Source organism: Pseudarthrobacter sp. 10T415 (assembly GCF_056394175.1).
In genome coordinates, this window is record NZ_JBFTHJ010000010.1 from 79,911 (window position 1) to 99,743 (window position 19,833).

The window sequence follows — 19,833 nt, forward strand, 5'->3', positions numbered from 1 at the left end:
CGTGACCTTGAACAACGGCACTTCCGACGGCACCATCCGCTGGGGCATCCTGGGCACCGGTTTCATCGCCGGACTGCAGGTCCCGGACCTGAAGGAGAACGGCTTCACCGTCCAGGCCGTGGGCTCCCGCACGGAGGAGTCCAGCAAGGCGTTCGCCGACCAGCACGGCATTCCCACCGCATACGGAAGCTACGAAGACCTGGTGGCCGATCCGGACGTGGACGTTGTCTACATCGCCACTCCGCACCCGTTCCACCATGCCAATGCCCTGCTGGCGCTCAACGCCGGCAAGCACGTGCTGGTGGAGAAGGCCTTCACCATCAACGCCCGCGAGGCGCAGGAGATTGTGGACCTCGCAGCGGCCAAGGGCCTGGTGGCACTGGAGGCCATGTGGACGAGGTTCCTTCCCCATATGGCCCGGATCCGCCAGATCATCGGCCAGGGAGCCATCGGCGAAGTACGCAAGGTGCTGGCGAGCCACAACCAGGACCTGCCCAAGGATCCTGCGCACCGGCTGAACGATCCCGCGCTCGGTGGCGGAGCGCTGCTGGACCTGGGGATCTACCCTATTTCCTTCGCGTTCGACATCCTGGGCGCGCCGCAGCGGATCCTGGCCAGCGCGTCGAAGACCGTCACCGGGGTGGACCGCCAGACCTCGGCGATCTTCGAGTACGCAGGCGGTGCGCAGGCGATCATTGACTGCGAGCTCGACGCCGCGAGCGCCAACCGGGCCCTGGTGATCGGGACCGAAGGCTGGATCGACATCGAGTCCACCTGGTACAACCCTGTTCCGTTTACGGTGTTCGACGCCGCAGGAAACGTGGTGGAACGGTTTGAGCAGCCGGTCAAGAGCCGCGGGATGCAATACCAGGCTGCTGAGCTGGAGCGGCTGGCGGGCACCGGCGCCACCGCCGGGAGCCTTCTTCCGCCCACCCAGACCGTGTCCATCATGGCAGCCATGGATGAAATCCGCCGCCAGATCGGGTTGGAGTACGACGCCGACACCCGGCTCTGACAGGGGGGACGGCAAAGGCCCCTGCCGCAGCTCCCTCAGGAACCAGCGGCAGAGGCCTTTGTGCTGAAGTGGTGCTGCTAGCCGGCGTTGAACTCTTCGCCGTCGTCGTCCTTCGGCGACTTCTCCTGCGGAAGGTCGTTGCCGCTGCCGTCCGGGACGCCCGCTGCTTCCTGGCCCGGTTCCGAGGAAGTGGGAGCGGACCCCTTGGAGTCGTCGTTGTTCTCGTCGATTTCGGCGGCGCTGGAGGGCAGGTCGACGTCGCGCGCCACCTGTTCCTCTCCGCTGGACTGCGGTTCGTTGGTGGCCGCGCCCTGGCCGCCCTGCGAACCCTGGCCCGCCTGCTGGTCCTGCCCGCCCATTTCCTGCTCAGCCGTGGGAGTGCCGTAGCCGCCCGGGTCGGTCTCGGGTGCAGCGTGCTGGTTGTCCTGGGTCATGGTTCCTCCTGTTTGCGTTGCGGTTGATTCGGTGTGAAGTGGGCTAAAGGCCCTTGCCCCCGGTCACAGGCAGTACTGCCCCGGAAATGTAGGAGCCGTCCTCGGAGGCGAGCAGCACGTAGGCGGCTGCCAGTTCGGCGGGTTGGCCGGCGCGCTCCAAGGGTGTGTCCTGGCCGAAGGACGGCAGCTTGTCCGGCCATTCGGTGGCCGGAATCAGCGGCGTCCAGATGGGGCCGGGCGCAACGGCGTTGACCCGGATCCCCTTGGGCCCCAGTTCCTGGGCCAGTGCCTTGGTGAAGGCCACCTGGGCTGCCTTGGTCATGGCGTAGTCGATCAGGCCAGGCGACGGGTTGAAAGCCTGGATCGAAGCGGTGGTGATGATGGAGGCGCCCGCCTTCAGGTGCGGAACGGCCGCCCGCGCCGTCCAGAGCAGCGAGTACAGGTTGGTCTTGAACACCCTGTCGAACTCTTCGGTGGGCAGCGACTCGAGGCTGTCCCGGTTCTTTTGGTAGGCCGCGTTCAGCACCACCACATCAAGGCGGCCAAATTCGCTGGCGGCCTCGTCCGCGATCCGGGTGCTGAACTCCTCTTCGCGCCCGTCGCCGGGGAACAGCAGGGCGCGGCGCCCCGCCTTGCGGATCCATTCCGCGGTGTCCTGGGCGTCCTCCTCCTCTTCCGGAAGGTAGGAAATGGCGACGTCGGCCCCCTCACGGGCGAAGGCGATGGCCGCGGCCTTGCCGATGCCGGAGTCGCCGCCGGTGATCAGGGCTGCCTTGCCTTCAAGCTTTCCGTTGCCCTCATAGGACGCTTCGCCATGGTCCGGCTTGGGGTCCATGGGCGCCGTCAGGCCGGGCTGCTTCTGCTCCTGTTCAGGGAACGGCCCCGAATGGTAACCGCCCCGCGGGTCCTTGGGCTGGTCTGTCTGCTTGCCTGTGTCCTGCTTGTCTGTACCGCTCATAGTCCGCCTACTCAGTTGTCGGTTTCCGAAGAGCTTCGCCGGTATACCGGCTCTTCGAAGCTATCCCCCACGAAGGAACGAAGTCCACCGTTCAGAACCAATAATCAGTAAACTTATCAAATACTGGTGTTGGCGCAACGTTGCCTTGTTTCTGGGTAGGTGGAGAGTAGGAAGGAAACAGGGGGCTGGCCGGGATTGGAGGACGCAGCAATGTCAGAGGTGGAGGATTACACCGGCAGGACCGGGCGGAATGAAACCCGCGAGGAACAGCTGGACCGCAACTGGGCCGAGCTGCTGCAGGAGCTGCGGGTGCTGCAGACCGGTGTGCAGATCCTTGCCGGATTCCTGCTGACGCTCCCCTTCCAGTCACGCTTCGAGGACCTGGACAGGTTCCAGGTGACGCTTTACCTGGCCAACGTCGTTGTCGCCGCCCTGACCACCGCCTTCATCCTCCTCCCGGTCAGCGTCCACCGCCGGCTGTTCCGCAAGCGGCTCAAGGAAACGCTGGTCTCCAGCGCGGACTCCATCACCAAGATCGCGCTGGGCGGGATCGCCCTCCTCAGCGCCGGGACCGCCGCGCTGGTCTTCGACGTCACCGCGGGGCGGCAGGCCGGGCTGACCGCCGGAGGGGCACTGATGGCGGTAATGGTGGTGTTGCTGGTCTATGTCCCCATCCATCTCAACCGGAAGGCCGACGCCGGCAAACTCGACCGGAAGCTCTAGGGAACGGAGTAGGAAATGCGCAAATGGGCTAAAGAGCACGGGCTGCTCCTGGCAAACCTGGCCCTCTTCCTGGTGTTCTTCGGAGGCATGATCCTTTCAGGGGCTGCCTCCTACAGTGAAGACCAGCAGGCCCATGGGGAGCCGCCCGTCACCGTGGTCCAGTTCCTCGGCAGCGGAGAATTCGTGGAGGCCACCTTTGAAAACTGGGAGTCAGAGTTCCTGCAGATGGCCATGTACGTGGTGCTGACCGTTTTCCTGTTCCAGAAGGGTTCGTCGGAGTCGAAACCCCTGGACAAGAAAGCGCCGCAGGACGAAGACCCCCGCCACGCCGCCATCAGGAAGGCAACGCCCTGGCCGGTGAAGCGCGGCGGGATAGCGCTCGGATTCTATAAGCACTCGCTGTCTATCCTCCTCTTCGTGCTGTTCCTTGCGTCCTTCACCATGCACGGGGTGGGCGGCGCGGCGGCGTACAGCGAGGACCAGCAAAGCCATGGCCAGCCTGCCGTGACCTTCCTGCAGTACCTGGGCACCAGCCGCTTCTGGTTCGAGTCGTTCCAGAACTGGCAGAGCGAATTCCTGGCCGTCGCCGTCCTGGTGGGCGCCTCCGTCTACCTGCGGGAGAAGGGCTCCCCGGAGTCCAAGCCTGTAGCTGAACCGCATTACGAGACCGGCGCCTGAGCTCCCCGACACCTAGAACCATCCACTACGAGAGGAACACATGAGGACCGCACTGAAATCAGTCCTGCTCGCCCTGCTTCTCCTGGCCGCCCCCGCACTCTCAGTCGGCGCGGCCTCGGCCGCCCCGGCGCCAGCCGCCGCTACTGCGGCGCTTGGATTCAGCGCCGGAGCCGCGGTGCCGGCGGGAAACACTCCCACCCCATCGCCCGGTGACACGTCGTCCACCGGCCCGGCCAACCCCGGAACCGGCGAATCGACGCAGAGCGAATCCACGCGCGTGAACTATGCGCCCTGGGTTATCGGCGGGATCGTGGTGGTGGTTCTGATCGCAGTGCTGATCTGGAGCCGGCGCCGCAACAAGCCCTTCGTCGGCTGATCCACGTAGCCGCCTGCACTTGGGGAGGGGCGTTGGCTAGGCCCCTTCGAGGACCTGGCTGGTTGCCCAGGTGAGGTACTTGCCGGCGTTCGCGATGGCGTCTTCCGGGCTTGAGGCAACATCCAGCAACTGGGCCGCGGCCACCACACCGTGCCCGCTGAGGTCCTCAAGGCTCACCAGGATCCGCCCGGCCACCACGATGACGGGGATGCCACGTTCGCGGGCAGCATCGGCGAGCGCGATGGGCGCCTTGCCGGTCAGCGACTGGGAATCCATGGACCCTTCGCCCGTGATCACCAGGTCCGCGCTCGCCAGCTCGCCTGCCAGGCCGGTGAGGCCGGCGACCAACGCGAAGCCGCCTTCCAGCGTGGCGCCGGTGAAGGCGAGGAACGACGCCGGGAAGCCGCCGGCGGCGCCTGCGCCGGGGACGTTCACGTCCCGGCCTGTCGCCTCCCGCAGGACTGAGGCCCAGTTGCGGAGCCCGGCGTCGAGCAGTTCAACCGCGTTGTCATCCGCACCCTTTTGGGGCGAGAAGACATGCGCGGCGCCGGTGGGCCCGTAGAGCGGGTTGCGGACATCCACGGCGATCCGGAAGGTGGTGGCGGACAGCCGGGGGTCGAGTCCGCTGGCGTCGAGCGAGACGACGTCGGCCAGCGAGCCGCCGCCGAGCGGCACCACGTTGCCAGCGGAGTCGAGTGGCTTGAGGCCCAGCGCACGCAGGGCGCCGCTGCCGCCGTCGCTCATGGCCGAACCGCCCAGGCCGAGCACGATCTCGGTGGCACCTGCCTCAAGCGCCGCCGCGATGAGCTGGCCGCAGCCGTAGCTGTGGGCACGGAGCGCGTTGTCCGGCGTCGGTTCCATCTCCGCCAGGCCGGAGGCCTGTGCCGTCTCGATCACCGCGGTGACCTTGCCGGCGTCGTCCTTACGGATGGCCCACGCGGCACCCAGCGGAGCGAGGATGGGACCCACCACGGCGTTGAGCCGCTCCTCATAGCCGGCTGCGACAGCCGCCTCCAGGGTTCCCTCGCCGCCGTCGGCGATGGGGAACTGGGTGGCCACGGCGTCCGGGTACACGCGCAGGGCGCCTTCGGCGATGGCAGCAGCAGCCTCAGCCGCGGTGAGTGAACCCTTGAACTTGTCCGGAGCGATCAGAATGCGCATGCGCCCATCATGCCAGCCTCGGCCCGGAAAGCGCTTGCCCAATCCGTCATGCGGACAGCGCCTGCACCGCCACTGCAGGAACGCTTAGGCTTGGCGCCAGTCGTGGCCGGTCAGATGCGAACCCGCCTGCGGCCCCATTTGCAGCATGCCGCCGTCCACTGCCCAGGAGGCGCCGTTGACGTAGCTGGCAGCAGGAGAGGCGAGGAATGCGATGACCGCGGCAACCTCGCGGGCATCTCCGGGCCGGCCCAAGGGAACGCCCGGGCGGTCCTTCAAGGCCGGATCCTCGTTGTCCTGGCCTGTCATGGGGGTGGCAATCTCGCCGGGCGCTACGGAATTGGCGGTGATGCCGTGCTCGGCGAGCTCGAGCGCCAGGGTCTTCATCAGGCCACCCAGCCCGTGCTTGGAGGCGTCGTACGCGGAGGCGCCGACGCGCGGCTGGAATTCGTGCACGCTGGTGACGGCGATGAGGCGGCCACCCCTCCCGGCGCGGACCATGCGCCGGGCGGCCGCTTGCAAGCACACGAATGCGCCGTTGAGGTTGGTGTCCAGCGTCCGCATCCAGGTGTCAACGTCCAGGTCAAGGAACCTGGTGCCGTCACCGGCACCGGCGTTGTTCACAAAGACGTCCACGCCGCCAAGTCCGTCAGCCAGCTCATTGATGGCCGCCGCGGCGCCCTGGAAGTCCGTGGTGTCGAGCTGCCGGACCATTGCCTTCCGGCCCAGGGCACGGACCTCGTCGGCCGTGCCCTCGGCACCGGCTTTGTCCGAGTGCCAGGTGACCCCGACGTCCAGCCCTGCCCGGGCCAAGGCCACCGCAGTGGCCTTGCCTATTCCGGAATCTGATCCGGTGACGATTGCGGTGGCGGGTGCGAACGGGCTGGCGTCCTGCATTCGGCGGCCTTTCGTTGGGGGTTTGGCGGTCCTGCCCGGCGGCGGGCTGTCAGGGGGCGGGCTGTCAGGCGGGCCGCCGCAGTTCCTGCGGTGTGTAACCTTCGTCGGAGCTGCCGCCCGCGGCGTCGGAGGCGTCCGCTGTGTCGGCATCGTCCCGGGTGTCCGGAACGGCCATCAGGGGAACGGCAAAGGTGACCACGGGGCGCGCTCCGGCGTCGTCAGCGGAGCGGATGGTCAGGCTCCTGGTGCCGGGCGGCACGGAGGGTGTGAAGACCTGGAGGTTCCGTGACCCCAGCGTGGCGGAGTCGCGGAGCGTGTACTCGGTTCCGAAGTGGTCCTGGAGGATGATGCGGGGCTGCGGGCCGCCGTCGGCAGCCATCTGGATGGTGACCACCAGGCCGGTGGCCCAGATCTCGACGGAGAGGACGGTGAACGCCGTGGCGTCGGTGATGTGCCGGCCGTACGTGGGCGGCAGGAGCATCCCGCGAAGGGTGCCGGAGGGAATTATTTCTCGCATTGTTTTTCCTGTGGGTCTTGCGTCCACTGCCGCCGGACCGGCCCGGAATGGTATCCCGGTGCTGCCTGTGCAGGGATGCGGGTGCGGCTTGGGCACTTCCCGGGCCGGTTTTTCCGGCCGGGGAGTGGCTGCCTTTCGCTGCGCGGTTCCTGGTTGATGGAGGGTGGCCTGCCGTTTCGGTGGACTGGAAAGCCCCGTTAGGCAGGGATGGCGGAACCTCGCGATTCCGCTGCTGAAATCAATGCGGAGTGCTCCCGGCAGCCGCCGCGGCGTACTGTCCGGCATCTCCGCCACCTGTTGCGCATCGCGTTCCCCCTGCCATACGTTGGCCGCCCTTTCCATGGGCCTCAACAGCCCCAGCTGAGTAATAAGTCTACTTACCAGCAAGCCTCCGATGGCAGGCCGCTGTCAAGGGGATGGCGGGGTTTCGGCGGGAACCCACAGCTCCCGCAGCACGCACGGCACGGGCAGGCGCGCGCCGGGAAGCATGAGGGATGTGTCAGTGGCGCGTTTCCCCGGGGTGCTGCGGGGCCGCTCCGGACAGGCGCCGCGGGCGCAGGGCGGCCACATAGCCGGGCACCCGGCTCTGGCCCTCGACCCCGGTAACGGGGTTGGTTTCGATGGCGGCGGAGCCCTCCTCCAGCAGCTCCCAGGACGCAGGCGGCAGGGCCCGCGAGCGCTCCTTCGGGCCGAAGTGGCCGGGCATCGGCAGGCCGCGGATGGCACGCTCCAGCGGAGCCGGGATGCTGCGCTGCGTGGCGCCCAGATGGGTCACGTACTCCACGGGGTTCCCCTGGAAATTGGTTTCCGCCAGGAACACCGTCCCCCGGCCCCCTGCCAGGACCCGCAGGTTGTCGGCCAGGGCCGCCTGGTCTGCCGGCGCCAGGACGTGCAGCACGCCGCGGACAAAAACGTTGGCCGGCCCGTCCACCAGGCCGGCACCGGCGCCGGGCGCCGTCATGTCACGGACCTCGAAGCGGACGTTGCCCGGGTTGCCCGGCTCCGCTGCGGCGCGGGCGGCGGCATGTGCCGAGATGTCCACGCCGATGGCCTGGGGAAAATGTGCAGCGAGGGCACGGGTGAAGCTGCCGTGGCCGCACCCCACATCCACCACCGGCAACCCCGGGTCAAGGTGGCGGAGGATGAGGTCCCGGTAGCCAAGGAATTCATGGTCGCTTCCGGCGTCCCAGAGCACTTCGCCGCCCGGCCCGGTTGCTGTGATCCCCGCCCAGTAACGGTCCCAGGCGAGCGGCCTGTCCTTGGGTGCGGAACGGGACAGCCGGATGAGCCGGGGAAGCATCAGGTACTTCCGCCAGCCGGTCTTCACGGGTTTTGCGGGGGTAGGCACGCCCCAAATATATGTCCTGAAGCAACTACAGCCGCCGGGACGTGCAGTGTCGGCGCGGCCGCGTACGGGGGCGGATGCCGCATGGGGACGCGGTATGGGTCAGGTGTCGCGCGCCAGCCAGGCCATCGCATCGGTCCGGGACGTGAAGAACCGCGTGGGGCACGGCAGCCTGCTGACGCCCAAGGCGAAGTTGGCCATGACCTTGTCCACGGGCGACGAGCCCAGGAGGGCAATCCTGGAAGCCTGGCACGGCCGGCCGAACACGGCCCGGGCGCCGCGGCTGACCTTCTCGGTAGTGGCCATATCCACCAGCATGGGACGCCGGGTGGACCCGCACATCTCGTTGACCCGATCCATGGCGCTCTGCGCATCGGTCTCGCTGATCGATGCGCCGCGCGGCCACCGGAGCTGCAGGATCCCGCCCTCATCGATGCTGAGATCCCCTTTGACGTGCTCGGCTGGCTGGTGCGTCACTTTGTCCTCCCCGCGATCTTTCTGGAGCCCCACGCCCCTCGTCCCCCTACAATGTACTCAACTGGGAGGGAAGGGGTGGTTGTGGCGTCTGACACGCCCGAGGTTTCGAGCGCGCCCCGCACCGTCGTCGTAGCGGATCCCGACGCCGGGAGGCTGGCTCAGAACACTTCGGCCCTCCGCGGTGCCGGCTACGTAGCGCACGCCGCGGGCGATGCTGCCAGCCTGGCCGGACTGCTGGCGGAAGGCGAACCGGCAGCCATCATCACGGACGCCACCCTGCTGCCCGGCCTGGAGACCGAGGCGCCCCTGCTGGTCATGGTCGACCTGGACGATCCCCGGCAAACATCCGTGCGCCCGCCGGGTATCCACGACTGCATCACCAAGCCAACCTCGCCGCGGGAGCTGGTGCACCGCACCACGGCCCTGATCGACCAGGTGGCACGCCGCAGGGCGTCGCGGCAGGACGCCGAGGCCCTCCGCGAGCAGCTCCGGCTGGTTTCGGCCGCCGTACGCGCCACCAACGATCCCCAGGAAATTGCGCGCTGCGTGGTCGAAGGGTTTGGCCGGACCTTCAAGGCGGACCACGTCCTGCTGGAAACCTTTGAGGACAGCCGCGTTCCGCGCATCACCGCCGCGTGGGACAGCGAAGGGCTGGAACCATTGTCCGACGACGACCTGCCGGACGAGGATTCCGCGCGGCGGACCGCGGACCTGCTGTGGGCCGGCGCCGAGACCCTGTCCACGGATGCCGGGGACGCGGACGACGCCGAGCCCGCCCGGGCACGCGCCGATGGCGGGCAGGCGGCGGACGGCGAGGTTCCGGCGTCGGGCATCTCCAACGCGGCATCAACGCTGGCGGTGCCCATGGGCGAGGGAAGCTCCTCGCTGGGCATCATCTGGATCGCGTCCCTGGACAAACCACGGAAATGGTCGCGCGCAGAACTCGGGCTGATCCAGCACGTGGCGGGCAACGCGGCCCACGGCCTGATCCAGAGCCACCTGATCAGCAGCCAGCAGCAGGTGGTGAAGCAGCTGCAGCAGCTGGACAAGGCGAAGACGGACTTCCTGGCCACCGTGAACCACGAGCTCCGGACGCCGCTGACGTCAATCATGGCCTACCTGGACATGATCCAGGAGAGCACCGAACAGCCCGGCTCGGCCGAGATCCACCAGATGCTGGACATCGTGGTCCGCAATACCGAGCGGCTGCGCACCCTCATCGAGGACATGCTCAGCGTCTCCCGCAACGGCCTCGACGACACCCTGATGCACCTCACCCCGGTCCGCCTCGGCCAGACCCTGGACCTGGTGGCCTCCGCGCTGCGGCCGCTGGCCAAACTGCAGAACGTGACCATCGCGCTGGATCCGGTTCCGGAAGACCCGGAGATCCTGGCCGACGAAATCCAGCTGCAGCAGGTCTTCACCAACCTGGTCTCCAACGCCATCAAGTTCACCCCCAGCGGCGGACGCATCGAGGTGGGCAGTGAATCCCACGCAGCTGCGGACGGCAGCCGCTGGGCCACCGTCCGGGTTGCCGATAACGGCATCGGCATCTCCAGTGACGAGATCGACCATGTGTTCACCCGGTTCTACCGGGCGTCCAACGCCATGTCCGGTGCTATCCCGGGAACGGGACTGGGCCTGGCCATCACCAAGGACATCGTGGCCCGCCATGGTGGGACGATTGATGTGGCCTCCACCCTGGGCGCGGGGACCACTGTCACGGTCAGCCTCCCCCTCGATGCAGACCGCACCCAGTCCAACTGAGCGGGGGAAGGAAGAATCCGATGTTCGCGGATGACGATCCCCGGCTCACCCAACTGCTGGACCACATAGTCCGGATCGCATCGGGTGACCTGGGCTCACGGGTTGAGGTTTCCCCTGCCCGCGATGAGCTGGATGCGATCATCATGGGCACCAACCTGCTGGCCGAAGACCTCCAGATCATCTACGAGGAACTGGAACAGCGCGTGCAGGTCCGCACCCAGATGCTGCACGAGGCACACCTCAAGATGCAGAAGATGGCCATGCAGGATCCGCTGACCGGGCTTGCCAACCGGTCCGCGCTGATCGATGCGCTCAGGGCCGCCCTGGATGCGGACACGGCATCAGGGGAAGGGCCGGTGATCCTCCTGATGGACCTGGACGCCTTCAAGTCCATCAACGACTCCATGGGGCACACTGCCGGGGACCAGGTGCTCATCACGGTGGGCCAGCGGGTGCGGAACGCTGTGCGGGCCACGGACGTGGTGGCGCGGCTGGGCGGGGATGAGTTCGCCATCGTCATGCCCGCCGTCGCCCCTGACCAGGCGGCCATTGTGGCGCACCGGATCCTGGCGGCGCTGAGCGAGCCCATCGAACTGCCGGGCAAGAGCGTGCGCTGCGGGGCCAGCATCGGGTTGAGCGTCGGCTCGCCGGGCCAGACCCCGGAAGAGATGCTGATGGAAGCCGACGTGGCCATGTACGCCTCGAAAGCCGAAGGGCAAAACCGGCTGCACCGGTTCGAACCCGGGCTGCTGCTGGTCCGCAGGCTCCGGAGCCAGCTGGTGGAAGACCTGCGGGCGGCCATCAGGAACGATGGCCTGATGCTGTACTACCAGCCGGTGGTGGACCTGGTGTCCCGCCGGCTGGAGGGCGTGGAAGCCCTGGTCCGCTGGAGCCACCCCACCCGGGGGTTCATCATGCCCGACGAGTTCATTCCGCTGGCCGAAGAGGCCGGCCTGATTTCGGAGCTGGGCAACTGGGTCCTCCGCACCGCCGTGCAGCAGCTGCGCGCCTGGATCGACGATTCACTCGTGGACGGCGACTTCTCGGTCCGGATCAACATTTCCGCCACGGACCTGCAAAGCCTGCAGTTCATCGAGGACGTCAGGAACGTCCTCCGGGAAACGGGCGTCAAGCCTGAACAGGTGGTCCTCGAACTGACTGAAGTGGCCATCGTGAAGGGCAACGAGCTGGACCGCTACTCCCTGGCCGGGCTCCGCGGGCTTGGCGTGGGAATCGAGATTGACGATTTCGGCACGGGCTACTCGTCCATCAGCTACCTCCGGCGCCTGCCGGTGGACCGGGTCAAGGTGGACCGGTCGCTGATCTCCGGTTTGGGGACAGACCCCAGCCAGCCGGCACTGGTGGCAGCCGTACTCCAGCTGGTCCGCGCCTGCGGCCTGGAAGCCGTGTGGGAAGGCGTTGAAACGGCGGAGCAGGCGGACATCCTGCGGGAACTTGGCTGCCAGAGCGCGCAGGGCTATTACTTCAGCAGGCCCGTTCCGGCGGACGACATCCCCGCATTGCTCGCTGACCAGCAGGAAAGCGCTCACCGGCAGCCGTAAAAGTACTGCCTTTTTCACCTCACCCGATATACGATCATCGTGCGGGGGACGGTTTTCCGGCACCGCGGAAAACCGCCGTTGTCAGCACCAAACGTTAAAGGCGTTTTAGAAATTGAACATTAATGGGCCAATGGGTCATTACTTCGTCAACTGGGGGCGTAGCTAATGTCGGTTCGTGTACAGGCATGGGGAATCATCGCCGCGGTCCTGGCGGACACTGATCCGTCCGGAGCCGCTGTCCGCCAGCGCCTCAGCAACAGCCTCGACGAGAATCCCGGCGTGCCCGAGCGGGCGCTGCTGGAGTACCTGCTCGAGACCCGGCGCAGCGACGCCAACACCGAAGAGACGCTCGAGAGCGCGCGGCAGATGCGCTTGGCGCCGAACTCCATGCCGCCGAAGTTTGCGGAGCAGTTGGATGCCATCCGCAGCGTGTCCCGCATCAGTGCGCTCCTGGAAAACCAGATGCTGATGACGGCGTTCCAGCCCATTTACGGGCTGGCGGACAAGAGCGTGGTGGGAGTGGAGGCGCTCTCCCGGTTCGTCAGCGATGACGGCGCCGCCGCCGAACTCTGGTTCGCAGAGGCAGCCGCCGTAGGCCTCGGCGCAAACCTTGAGTTCTCGGCACTGGGTTCGGCTGCCGCCGCGGCCAGGGACCTGCCGGCGGACCTGTACGTCTCCCTCAACATTTCGCCTACGTCCTGCCTGGACCCGCGGCTGCCGGAACTGTTCGCGCACATCGACCTTCCCATCGACCGGGTAGTCCTCGAACTGACCGAAACCATCCCGGATGAGGAGTATGCGCAGTTCATCGCCGCCATTAACCCGCTCCGGGACAAGGGCCTGCGGATCGCCATTGACGACACGCACTCCGGCGCCGGGGCACTGAGCCGCATGGTGCACCTGCGGCCGGACTTCCTCAAGGTTGGCCGGGACGTCTTCGGCAACGTGGACAACGACGGCCTCCAGCGGGCACTGACCACCTGCCTGGTGGACTTCACGGACCAGATCGGCACCACCCTGGTGGCGGAGGGCATCGAGACCGTGGGCGAGCTGAAGGTCCTGACGGAACTGGGCATCGACGCCGGGCAGGGGTACCTGCTGGGCCGTCCCTCCGTCCGCCCGCAGGACTGGGCGTCCTGGAACACCCGGCAGGACGCTGATGGCCTCAACCGCCAGCTGGCCGAGCCCGCCGGGCGCAGTCCGCAGGAGAACGAGTCCGCCTAAGCCACTGCCTACTCGGAGTGGCCCTGGTCCCGGCTCATCTGGCCTTCAGCCGGCGGGGTCTCTCCCGGCGGCACTCCACCGCCGGGCTCCAGCCCGGTGATGTTGCCTTCGGCCGGATCCGGGTTGGGCGAGTCCCCCGCTTCAGTGCTGCGCTGTTTCGCGAGGTCGTCCTGGGCCGCGCCGACGTTGTCGGCACTGTCTTTGCCCGGCTTGTCCGGGTTGGCGGGGTCGTTCTCCGGATGGTAGGTGCTCACGGTCCTTCGTCCTTCCGTTCGGGCTGCGGTCCAACGCCCCAGCTCTGGACTAATTGTAAGCATGCTGATGATCCCGCCGGGTAAGGCCGGGCCCGGCGAAGGCCCTGCGAACGGACGGAGACGGTACTAGCGATTCCGGCCCTCTTCGGCAGCGCCCGGGCCGGGCCATTCGCCGCGCTCCATGAGCACCTGGCGCAGCAGGTCCGCCCGGTCGGTGACGATGCCTGCCACGCCGAGCTCCAGGAGCCGGCGCATCTCGGCGGGGTCGTTGATGGTCCAGACGTGGACCACCAGTCCCAGGGACTCCGCGCGGCGCAGGAAACCGGGCGTAACCACCGGCACCGCGCCGTAGCGCACGGGCACCTGCAGCGCGTGCACGTCCCGCAGGACCCTCCGCATCAGCCAGCGGAACGCCGGACCGGGCAGCACGGGGCCCAGCAGCGCGAACAGGGCGTTGGATACGACGCCAGCGGACGAGGCAACCGGGCGGCTGAGCTGCTTCAGCACGGCCCGCCGCCGCCGGTCCGAAAAGCTGGCGATCAGTACCCGGTCGTGGACAGCGTGGCGTTCGATGGCCTCGACGGTGCTGCGGACCGAGCCCCAGTCCTTGACGTCCAGGTTCAGCCGCGCGTCCGGCAGGGCCGTGATGAGTTCTTCGAAGGTGGGAATAGGTTCGCGCCCGCCGATCCGGGCACCGGCAACATCCTGGGCGGGAAGGTCGGCTACGCGTCCGCTGCCGTCCGTCACGCGGTCCAGGGTCCCGTCGTGGAAGAGGAGGAGCACGCCGTCGGACGTGGTGTGGACGTCCGTTTCGAGGTAGCGGCAGCCCAGCTCAGCGGCGGCGCGGAACGCCGCCATCGAGTTCTCGAGTCCGTCCACGGAAAAGCCGCGGTGGGCCATGGCGATGGGAAGCGGGGCGCCATCGGCGCCGGCGTGGTCGAAGAACGGCAGGCTCACAGAGTGAGCGTACCGGAGCCGGCCCACCCGCCCATGGCGGTGGCGTCAGTCCCCGTACGGAAGGATTTCCACGCCGTCGCTGCAGTGCAGCAGCGTCCGGCCGCGGCCACCATCGAGGTGGACCCACACGGCCGAATGGTCAGCCGTGATGGCATCCACCACGCCCGCGGCATCGAATCCGGGCGCGAGCTGGACGCGGACGCGGTCCCCCTGCCGGAGCTTCTTCCAGTGCGGCGCGGGCGTTGCCCTGCGCAGCGGTGCTTCAGCGGTCTGGTGTTTTGCGCTTCGTGCCATGTTGTCCCCTTTGCCGGCCGGAGAGGTGCCTGCCCTCCGCGCTTCACGCTACGGAACGAAGGTGAACGGCAAGTGAGCGCAACCTGTGAAAATGGCGGCAGGTGCACCACACGGGAAGGCCGGCGTCAGGAGTGCTGCACCCCAAGGGAAGCGAGGCGTTCCTCCAGGACCTGGGCGACGCCGTCGTCGTCAAAATGCGGTGCCTGCTGCCCCGCAGCACGGATGGCCTCGGGGTGGCCGCTGGCCATGGCGTAGCCGTGCCCGGCCCAGCGGAGCATCTCGATGTCATTGGGCATGTCGCCGAACGCCACGACGTCTGCGGCGCCGATTCCCAGCGCGGCCGCGTACTCGGCGAGGGTGACGGCCTTGTTGACGCCGGGGAGGGACAGTTCCAGCATGGCGACGCCGGGCGAGGAGTGCGTTGCTGCGGCAAGGTGCTCGACGGCGGGGGCCACCTCGGCGAGGAAGTCGTCGGGGGTGCCGTCGCGGACGATGGCAAGGAACTTGACGACGGCGTCATCCGCCGTGAGCGTCTCGCGCAGCGGCGCCGGGGTGAACTGGGTGAGCAGTTCGCTCGATTCGTTCTCGATGAAGCCGGGCTCAAGGTGGAATCCGCTGAGGGTTTCGGCGGCGAACAGCGCGGCGGGGCGGAGGTCCTTGATGATGCGGCGGATTTCCAGGACCGCACCGATGGCCAGGGTGCGGGCGGACACCAGGCGGTCGGCTTCCAGGTCCCAGACCACCGCGCCGTTGGAGCAGATCACGCGGCCGGTGTGGCCCAGTTGTTCCTCGAGCGGGTGCAGCCAGCGGGGCGGCCGGCCGGTCACGAAAACGAGCTCCACACCGGCGGTGCGGCAGGCATGGAAGGCGCGGATGGTGCGGGGGCTGATTTTCCCGTCGTGCCCGAGGATCGTTCCGTCAATATCGCTTGCCACCAACCGCATGCTGCCAGTCTACGTGGATTGCGGGGAGGCGCCTGCGCTGGGGGTTTGGCCGGGAGTCCCGTGGTTCCCCTACTACCGGCCCGTAGCGTAGCGCGGCGTTCCGGGGCAGGAGCATACTGGAAACGCCGCCCAATGAGAGGACGCTCGGCCTTGCGGGCGGCACTGTCACCGGCACTCCCGGGAAATCTGCCGGCATCTGGCGAAGGCGGGACATCCCGTTCCCGCGCTGCGCATCCCTGAGGAAGACACAGGTCTCGGAGGGGCAGAAGATCAACGATGAACCGCACCAAAAATGGGGTACTGTCCATAGCCGCAGCGGCACTTGCGCTGGGGCTCGCACCGGGGGCTGCCGTGGCACACGGCGGGTCCGGGCACGAGGGCTCCGACAAGGGTGACGACTGGCGGAACAACGACGACCAGCGCCGGCTGGTCAGGGTACTGCGCCACGTCACGGACGACTACCGCTGGCTGGAGAACGCCGAAGCCGACGGTTACAAGAAGATCACCGAGTGCATCGACATGAAGGGCGTGGGGGCTATGGGATTCCACTACGCCAAGCAGGAGCTGATCGATGACAAGACCCAGGCCCGTAAACCCGAGGTCCTCGTCTACATGCCGGACCGGAACGGGCGGTACCGGCTTGTGGCTGCCGAGTTCATTTCGACCGCGAAGAACCGGCCCTCGATTGCCGGGCTGAAGTTCGACGACGGCCCGTTCCCAGGTTCCTTCGCACTCCATGCGTGGGTCTGGCGGGACAACCCGGACGGCATGTTTGCGGCATTCAACCCTGACCTGAGCTGCCCGAAGTAACGGGCTGAGAAGGACTGCCGGCGGCACCCGCCGGGCTGTCCGGGCTGCGGTGCTCGATCAGGACGGTGTCACGCCAGATGCCGGCGTGGGGCCCGTAGACCATGAGTCCGATGCGTCGGCGGGTGCCGACGATGGTGAATCCGTGGCGCTGGTGCAGTGCGAGAGAGGCAGTATTTTCGGGGAAGACGTTGGACTGGATGGTCCAGACCCCTGCGGCGTGGCAGTGACGGATGAAGGCGGCAAGGAGCCGGGAGCCGTGTCCGTGACCGTTAACGGCCGGGCTGATGTAGATCGAGTGGTCGATGACGCCGGAGTAAACGGGTCGGGAGGACACGGGCGATCCGGCTGCCCACCCGATGACGGTTCCGTGGTCTTCGGCGACGAGGCGCAGGTCCGGCCGGCGCCCCGCGTCGAAGTCTTCCCAGGACGGCGGGGCCTGCTCGAAGGTCGCGTTTCCGGTGGCGATGCCCTCTGCCCAGATGTCCTTGACGACGGTCCAGTCGTTCCTGGTCAGTTCACGGATCCTCAACCCGGCGCCTGGGGTCACAGGGGTGCTGCTTGGTTGGTGCGGCCGTGCTGCAGGCCAGTGGAAAATCCAACCGACACAATGACAGGCTCCGGGGTTGCGCAGCAGGAGTCCGCCATTACCGCGTCGTTGTCGGGGATGCTGGTGGAGCAGACGCCGGTTTCGGGGAGTTCGAGTTCGACCGTGTCCGCGGCCATGCTGTTTCCGGCGAGGGCGGCGGCGATTGAGCGGACCTGTTCGTAGCCGGTGGCCATCAGGAAGGTCGGGGCGCGGCCATAGGACTTCATGCCGGCCAGGTAGAAGTCCTTCTCCGGGTGGGTAAGGATCCTGGCACCGTGGGCCGGGACGGTGCCGCAGCTGTGAAAGTCCGGGTCGATCAGCGGGCCTAAGGCTTTGGGTGCGTCGACGGCGGGGTCGAGGTCGAGGCGCAGCTCGGTGAGAATGGACAGATCGGGGCGGAACCCGGTCGCCGGGATCACCAGGTCGGCCTCGACACGGCGGCCGTCAGCAGCGATGACCGTGACCGTGCCACCGTTCATGTCAATGCCGTTGGTGTGGAAGCCTGTGAGGAGTTGGACGGCCCGGGTGTCGACGGCGGTGCGCAGCCGCGTGCCGAGCTGGCCGCGGGCGGGAAGCTGGTCAGCGTCTCCGCCGCCGTAGGCGCGGGCAGGGGTGTTGGCGCGGATGGCCCAGAGGACTTCGGTTCCGGGATTGGTCCGGGCGGTTCGGGCGAGGTCCAGGACCATGTTCGCGGCCGAGTGTCCGGAGCCGATGACCAGGGTGCGGCGTCCCGCGAACCCGTCACCGGAGACGTCAGGCAGCGGCCCGGTGATCAGCCCGGCGGCCCGGGCTTCGGCCTCACCGGGCGCGGGCAGCCCCCCTGATCCAAGGGGCGCAGGGGTGGTCCAGGTTCCGGAAGCGTCGATGACGGCGCGGGCCAGGATCTCTGTGGTGTCGCCGCTGGTGTGCCGGATGCGCAGGAGGAACGGAGCCTGGTCGCGGCCGGCGCTACGTCCTTTGTCCATGCCCTGCCGCGTGACGGCAACGACTCTGGCTCCGGTCCGGATCCGGTGTTTGAGTGCAGTGGTGGCGGCCAGGGGCTCGAGGTAGCCGGTGACGATCTGGTGTCCGTAGGGCAGTGCGGTTGGACGGGGCGCTTCCCAACCAGTGGCCTCGAGCAGCCGGACGGCGGCGGCGTCGAGGTTGTACTGCCAGGTGGAGAACACCCGGACGTGGCCCCACGCGCGCACTGCGGCTCCGACGGTGGGGCCGGCTTCGAGGACGAGCGGTTCAAGGCCGCGTTCGAGCAGGTGCGCGGCCGCTGCCAGGCCGACGGGTCCGGCACCGATCACGGCGACCGGCAGGGAGTCCTGTGCTGTCATGCTGTCCTCATTTCAATCGTCGGCGCGCACTTACGGTGCCGTTCGGGTGACGGGTTATGCGGTAGCCGGGGTCAGGGAGGCGATCAGCGCCTCGACCCGGGTCTTGATCTCGTCGCGGATGGGCCGGACGGAGTCGACGCCCTTGCCGGCGGGGTCTTCCAGGACCCAGTCTTCGTAGCGCTTCCCCGGGAAGTAGGGGCACTCGTCACCGCAGCCCATGGTGATGACGACGTCGGAACCTTTCACGGCCTCGGTGGTGAGGATCTTAGGGATCTCGGCGGACATGTCGATACCGACCTCGGCCATCGCCTCGACCGCGGCGGGATTGACCTTGTCCACGGGCTGGGACCCGGCGGAGCGGACCTCAATCTCACCCTTGCCCAGGGTGGCGAGGAACGCGGCGGCCATCTGGGAACGGCCGGCGTTGTGGACGCAGACGAACAGGACGGAGGGCTTGTGGCTCACGAGAGCACCTTTCGATCAGCCGCGACCGCCGCGGCAGCGGTGGAAGCAGCAAGGGCGGGGTAAAGGAATCGGACCAGGGCGTAGCCGGCTGCCCCGCCGGCCAGCTGGGCGAGGATGAAAGCGGGAGCGGACGACGGGGAGATCCCGGCGAAGGTGTCCGTGATGGTCCGGGCGATCGTGACGGCGGGGTTGGCGAAGCTGGTGGAGGACGTGAACCAGTACGCTGCCGTGATGTAGCCGCCGACGGCGAACGCGACCCGGTCGGTCCTCCCGGAACGGACCGTGCCGAAGATGACCAGCAGCAGCCCGATGGTGGCGATGACCTCGCCGAGCCAGAGGCCGGCCCCGGCTCTTTCACGCGTGGAGAACGTGACGGCGTCCAGGCCGAACATCAGGTTCGCGGCAAGGGCGCCCACCAGGCCGCCCAGGAACTGGGCGCCGATCAGAGCCGCCGATGTTCTGGTGTCAATCATGCCCAAGGCGCGTTCGACCAGGGTGACGACGGGGTTGAACGAGGCGGAGACCGGCTGCAGGGCGACAATGAGCGCGACCAGGGCGGCGCCTGTGGCCACGCTGTTCTGCAGAAGCTGCAGCCCGACGTCGTCCGGGGACAACCGTGACGCCATGATCCCGGAGCCCACGATGGCTATCACGAGGAATGCCGTACCGACGAGCTCGGCACCGGCTCTGCGCGCCAGGACGCTCACGTCGCCTGTCCCCCGATCAGTGTGGCGAGGTTCTGAAGGGCCTCGGTGCGGGCCCGGTAGTAAACCCAGACGCCACGCTTCTCCCGGTCCAGCAGACCGGCCCCGTGCAGGATTTTCAGGTGGTGGCTGATCGTCGGCTGGGACAGCTCGAAGGCGTCGTTCAGGTCGCAGACACACGCCTCACCGCCCTCATGCGAGGCGACCAGGGACATCAGCCGCAACCGGACCGGATCCGCCAGGGCCTTCAACAGTGGCGCGATTCCCTCAGCCTCGGGCAGGGACAAGGGCTCCCGCGCCAGCGGGGAGCAGCAAGCAACCGTTTGGACCGCGGTCAATTCCAAAGACATAGACACACGTATATAT

Annotated in this window: 24 protein-coding genes; 8 read left to right on the top strand and 16 right to left on the bottom strand. The window is 67.7% G+C overall.

The annotated features are described in order from the left end of the window. Window position 1: 1 nt before the first annotated feature. On the top strand, window positions 2-1,015 hold the full coding sequence (locus AC1DBN_RS13950; protein ID WP_091717297.1) for a Gfo/Idh/MocA family protein: 1,014 nt from the start codon (window positions 2-4) through the stop codon (window positions 1,013-1,015). 77 nt (window positions 1,016-1,092) lie between these two features. On the opposite strand, the gene AC1DBN_RS13955 is transcribed toward AC1DBN_RS13950, so the two are convergent. Next, entirely contained in the window at window positions 1,093-1,449 is a 357-nt protein-coding gene (locus AC1DBN_RS13955; protein WP_091717295.1) for a hypothetical protein, read from the bottom strand. 43 nt (window positions 1,450-1,492) lie between these two features. Then, entirely contained in the window at window positions 1,493-2,407 is a 915-nt protein-coding gene (locus AC1DBN_RS13960) for an SDR family oxidoreductase (RefSeq protein ID WP_091717293.1), read from the bottom strand. A 210-nt stretch (window positions 2,408-2,617) separates the two neighbouring features. On the opposite strand from AC1DBN_RS13960, the gene AC1DBN_RS13965 reads away from it, so the two are divergent. The 3 genes from AC1DBN_RS13965 to AC1DBN_RS13975 are packed head-to-tail and all read left to right on the top strand — an operon-like array spanning window position 2,618 to window position 4,184. Then, window positions 2,618-3,130: a DUF6328 family protein gene (locus tag AC1DBN_RS13965; RefSeq protein ID WP_091717291.1), complete on the top strand. Its 513-nt coding sequence runs from the start codon at window positions 2,618-2,620 to the stop codon at window positions 3,128-3,130. Between the two features lie 15 nt (window positions 3,131-3,145). Continuing rightward, the gene (locus AC1DBN_RS13970; protein WP_477723476.1) at window positions 3,146-3,808 is read left to right on the top strand and encodes a DUF6766 family protein; all 663 of its coding nucleotides are present in this window, start codon (window positions 3,146-3,148) and stop codon (window positions 3,806-3,808) included. A 40-nt stretch (window positions 3,809-3,848) separates the two neighbouring features. Further along, window positions 3,849-4,184, top strand: coding sequence for a LuxR family transcriptional regulator (locus AC1DBN_RS13975; protein ID WP_477723477.1), 336 nt, complete (start codon window positions 3,849-3,851; stop codon window positions 4,182-4,184). 36 nt (window positions 4,185-4,220) lie between these two features. Here AC1DBN_RS13975 and AC1DBN_RS13980 read toward each other — a convergent pair whose 3' ends face one another. From AC1DBN_RS13980 to AC1DBN_RS14000, 5 genes are all read right to left on the bottom strand, one after another. After that, complete coding sequence (locus tag AC1DBN_RS13980; RefSeq protein WP_477723478.1) at window positions 4,221-5,345, bottom strand: glycerate kinase; 1,125 nt, start codon at window positions 5,343-5,345, stop codon at window positions 4,221-4,223. An 84-nt stretch (window positions 5,346-5,429) separates the two neighbouring features. Beyond that, window positions 5,430-6,239 carry an SDR family oxidoreductase gene (locus tag AC1DBN_RS13985; RefSeq protein WP_477723479.1) on the bottom strand — a complete coding sequence of 270 codons (810 nt, stop codon included), beginning with the start codon at window positions 6,237-6,239 and terminating at the stop codon, window positions 5,430-5,432. 64 nt (window positions 6,240-6,303) lie between these two features. Further along, complete coding sequence (locus tag AC1DBN_RS13990; RefSeq protein ID WP_477723480.1) at window positions 6,304-6,756, bottom strand: hypothetical protein; 453 nt, start codon at window positions 6,754-6,756, stop codon at window positions 6,304-6,306. A gap of 499 nt (window positions 6,757-7,255) precedes the next feature. Beyond that, window positions 7,256-8,056, bottom strand: coding sequence for a class I SAM-dependent methyltransferase (locus tag AC1DBN_RS13995; RefSeq protein WP_172830026.1), 801 nt, complete (start codon window positions 8,054-8,056; stop codon window positions 7,256-7,258). Between the two features lie 147 nt (window positions 8,057-8,203). Beyond that, complete coding sequence (locus tag AC1DBN_RS14000; protein ID WP_091723763.1) at window positions 8,204-8,578, bottom strand: DUF7793 family protein; 375 nt, start codon at window positions 8,576-8,578, stop codon at window positions 8,204-8,206. 51 nt (window positions 8,579-8,629) lie between these two features. Between AC1DBN_RS14000 and AC1DBN_RS14005 the strand changes: the two genes are divergently transcribed. From AC1DBN_RS14005 to AC1DBN_RS14015, 3 genes are all read left to right on the top strand, one after another. After that, entirely contained in the window at window positions 8,630-10,345 is a 1,716-nt protein-coding gene (locus AC1DBN_RS14005) for an ATP-binding protein (RefSeq protein WP_407681231.1), read from the top strand. Window positions 10,346-10,365: 20 nt separating this feature from the next. Beyond that, complete coding sequence (locus AC1DBN_RS14010; protein WP_091717276.1) at window positions 10,366-11,907, top strand: putative bifunctional diguanylate cyclase/phosphodiesterase; 1,542 nt, start codon at window positions 10,366-10,368, stop codon at window positions 11,905-11,907. 165 nt (window positions 11,908-12,072) lie between these two features. Next, window positions 12,073-13,131, top strand: coding sequence for an EAL domain-containing protein (locus AC1DBN_RS14015; protein ID WP_231994421.1), 1,059 nt, complete (start codon window positions 12,073-12,075; stop codon window positions 13,129-13,131). A gap of 8 nt (window positions 13,132-13,139) precedes the next feature. Here AC1DBN_RS14015 and AC1DBN_RS14020 read toward each other — a convergent pair whose 3' ends face one another. The 4 genes from AC1DBN_RS14020 to AC1DBN_RS14035 all read right to left on the bottom strand — a co-directional run bounded on the left by AC1DBN_RS14020 (window position 13,140) and on the right by AC1DBN_RS14035 (window position 15,580). Further along, window positions 13,140-13,385: a DUF6480 family protein gene (locus AC1DBN_RS14020; RefSeq protein WP_091717274.1), complete on the bottom strand. Its 246-nt coding sequence runs from the start codon at window positions 13,383-13,385 to the stop codon at window positions 13,140-13,142. A 126-nt stretch (window positions 13,386-13,511) separates the two neighbouring features. Then, a complete protein-coding gene (locus AC1DBN_RS14025; RefSeq protein ID WP_091717272.1) occupies window positions 13,512-14,342 on the bottom strand; it encodes a glycerophosphodiester phosphodiesterase family protein in 831 nt (276 codons plus the stop codon). A gap of 45 nt (window positions 14,343-14,387) precedes the next feature. After that, window positions 14,388-14,636 carry a hypothetical protein gene (locus AC1DBN_RS14030; RefSeq protein ID WP_091717270.1) on the bottom strand — a complete coding sequence of 83 codons (249 nt, stop codon included), beginning with the start codon at window positions 14,634-14,636 and terminating at the stop codon, window positions 14,388-14,390. A gap of 125 nt (window positions 14,637-14,761) precedes the next feature. After that, window positions 14,762-15,580 carry an HAD family hydrolase gene (locus tag AC1DBN_RS14035; protein WP_091717268.1) on the bottom strand — a complete coding sequence of 273 codons (819 nt, stop codon included), beginning with the start codon at window positions 15,578-15,580 and terminating at the stop codon, window positions 14,762-14,764. A 276-nt stretch (window positions 15,581-15,856) separates the two neighbouring features. On the opposite strand from AC1DBN_RS14035, the gene AC1DBN_RS14040 reads away from it, so the two are divergent. Then, window positions 15,857-16,390 carry a hypothetical protein gene (locus AC1DBN_RS14040; protein ID WP_477723481.1) on the top strand — a complete coding sequence of 178 codons (534 nt, stop codon included), beginning with the start codon at window positions 15,857-15,859 and terminating at the stop codon, window positions 16,388-16,390. On the opposite strand, the gene AC1DBN_RS14045 is transcribed toward AC1DBN_RS14040, so the two are convergent. Genes AC1DBN_RS14045 through AC1DBN_RS14065 form a run of 5 tightly spaced genes read right to left on the bottom strand, consistent with a single transcriptional unit; the run spans window position 16,362 to window position 19,817 of the window. After that, entirely contained in the window at window positions 16,362-16,937 is a 576-nt protein-coding gene (locus tag AC1DBN_RS14045) for an N-acetyltransferase family protein (RefSeq protein WP_477723482.1), read from the bottom strand. The genes AC1DBN_RS14040 and AC1DBN_RS14045 overlap by 29 nt on opposite strands. After that, entirely contained in the window at window positions 16,934-18,298 is a 1,365-nt protein-coding gene (locus AC1DBN_RS14050) for an FAD-dependent oxidoreductase (RefSeq protein ID WP_477723483.1), read from the bottom strand. Before AC1DBN_RS14050 ends, AC1DBN_RS14045 begins: the two co-directional genes overlap by 4 nt. A 54-nt stretch (window positions 18,299-18,352) precedes the next feature. Continuing rightward, entirely contained in the window at window positions 18,353-18,763 is a 411-nt protein-coding gene (locus tag AC1DBN_RS14055) for an arsenate reductase ArsC (RefSeq protein WP_056077134.1), read from the bottom strand. After that, window positions 18,760-19,470 (bottom strand): aquaporin, encoded by a 711-nt coding sequence (locus tag AC1DBN_RS14060; protein ID WP_091717261.1) that lies wholly within the window; start codon window positions 19,468-19,470, stop codon window positions 18,760-18,762. The genes AC1DBN_RS14055 and AC1DBN_RS14060 overlap by 4 nt, the downstream gene beginning before the upstream one ends. Next, window positions 19,467-19,817, bottom strand: coding sequence for an ArsR/SmtB family transcription factor (locus AC1DBN_RS14065; RefSeq protein WP_056077138.1), 351 nt, complete (start codon window positions 19,815-19,817; stop codon window positions 19,467-19,469). The genes AC1DBN_RS14060 and AC1DBN_RS14065 overlap by 4 nt, the downstream gene beginning before the upstream one ends. Between the last annotated feature and the right edge of the window lie 16 nt (window positions 19,818-19,833).

Coding starts and splice junctions, on each gene's coding strand:
- AC1DBN_RS13955 (WP_091717295.1), bottom strand. CDS start 1,449: ATGACCCAGGACAACCAGCACGCTGCACCCGAGACCGACCCGGGCGGC.
- AC1DBN_RS13960 (WP_091717293.1), bottom strand. CDS start 2,407: ATGAGCGGTACAGACAAGCAGGACACAGGCAAGCAGACAGACCAGCCC.
- AC1DBN_RS13965 (WP_091717291.1), top strand. CDS start 2,618: ATGTCAGAGGTGGAGGATTACACCGGCAGGACCGGGCGGAATGAAACC.
- AC1DBN_RS13970 (WP_477723476.1), top strand. CDS start 3,146: ATGCGCAAATGGGCTAAAGAGCACGGGCTGCTCCTGGCAAACCTGGCC.
- AC1DBN_RS13975 (WP_477723477.1), top strand. CDS start 3,849: ATGAGGACCGCACTGAAATCAGTCCTGCTCGCCCTGCTTCTCCTGGCC.
- AC1DBN_RS13980 (WP_477723478.1), bottom strand. CDS start 5,345: ATGCGCATTCTGATCGCTCCGGACAAGTTCAAGGGTTCACTCACCGCG.
- AC1DBN_RS13985 (WP_477723479.1), bottom strand. CDS start 6,239: ATGCAGGACGCCAGCCCGTTCGCACCCGCCACCGCAATCGTCACCGGA.
- AC1DBN_RS13990 (WP_477723480.1), bottom strand. CDS start 6,756: ATGCGAGAAATAATTCCCTCCGGCACCCTTCGCGGGATGCTCCTGCCG.
- AC1DBN_RS13995 (WP_172830026.1), bottom strand. CDS start 8,056: ATGCTTCCCCGGCTCATCCGGCTGTCCCGTTCCGCACCCAAGGACAGG.
- AC1DBN_RS14005 (WP_407681231.1), top strand. CDS start 8,630: ATGTACTCAACTGGGAGGGAAGGGGTGGTTGTGGCGTCTGACACGCCC.
- AC1DBN_RS14010 (WP_091717276.1), top strand. CDS start 10,366: ATGTTCGCGGATGACGATCCCCGGCTCACCCAACTGCTGGACCACATA.
- AC1DBN_RS14015 (WP_231994421.1), top strand. CDS start 12,073: ATGTCGGTTCGTGTACAGGCATGGGGAATCATCGCCGCGGTCCTGGCG.
- AC1DBN_RS14030 (WP_091717270.1), bottom strand. CDS start 14,636: ATGGCACGAAGCGCAAAACACCAGACCGCTGAAGCACCGCTGCGCAGG.
- AC1DBN_RS14035 (WP_091717268.1), bottom strand. CDS start 15,580: ATGCGGTTGGTGGCAAGCGATATTGACGGAACGATCCTCGGGCACGAC.
- AC1DBN_RS14040 (WP_477723481.1), top strand. CDS start 15,857: ATGAACCGCACCAAAAATGGGGTACTGTCCATAGCCGCAGCGGCACTT.
- AC1DBN_RS14050 (WP_477723483.1), bottom strand. CDS start 18,298: ATGACAGCACAGGACTCCCTGCCGGTCGCCGTGATCGGTGCCGGACCC.
- AC1DBN_RS14065 (WP_056077138.1), bottom strand. CDS start 19,817: ATGTCTTTGGAATTGACCGCGGTCCAAACGGTTGCTTGCTGCTCCCCG.